Genomic DNA, 433 nt, shown 5'->3' with positions numbered 1-433 from the left:
GAGCACATAGTCCTGGGGGGTGAATTCCCCGGCACGGATCTCCGCCGCCACCCGCAGCGTGGCCTGGTCCGCGGCCGCGAAGACCCGCAGCGTCTGCTCCTGCAGCACCCGCGCCAGGTTGCTGTTCTGCCGCTCCTCGGCGCGGACGGCGTCCTGCGACTTGATGTGCAGGGAAACGGCCACCATCACCCAGGTGACCGTGATCGCCAGCGCGAGGAAGCCCATCACCAGCACGCGCAGCCGCCTGCCATGCGCCGCGGCCGCCGGGGTGGCGGCGAGGGCATGGTCGTCGTGGCGGCGGGCGTTCCGGGGCATGCGGTGCGGTCTCAAGGCGCAACGGCCGGTGTGCCGAACAGCCCGTCGCCGCCGCCGTGGCCGCGGATGCGGCGCCAGAGCGCGGGCAGGGCGGCCGCCGGGTCGGGGCGCTGCCAGG

1 protein-coding gene is annotated in these 433 nt (G+C 74.8%); it reads right to left on the bottom strand.

Going from position 1 to position 433, the window contains the following annotated elements:
• Positions 1 to 315, bottom strand: a 315-nt coding sequence (locus GVL52_RS29315) for a hypothetical protein (protein ID WP_200848020.1), incomplete at its 3' end; no start/stop codon positions are given.
• Positions 316 to 433: the final 118 nt, after the last annotated feature.

The sequence above is a fragment of the Rhizobium sp. 18055 genome, assembly GCF_902706285.1.
In the GTDB taxonomy this organism is placed as follows: Bacteria; Pseudomonadota; Alphaproteobacteria; order Rhizobiales; family Rhizobiaceae; genus Rhizobium.
The sequence above is the reverse complement of the archived record's forward strand: the minus strand, read 5'-3'. Positions and strand labels throughout refer to the sequence as shown.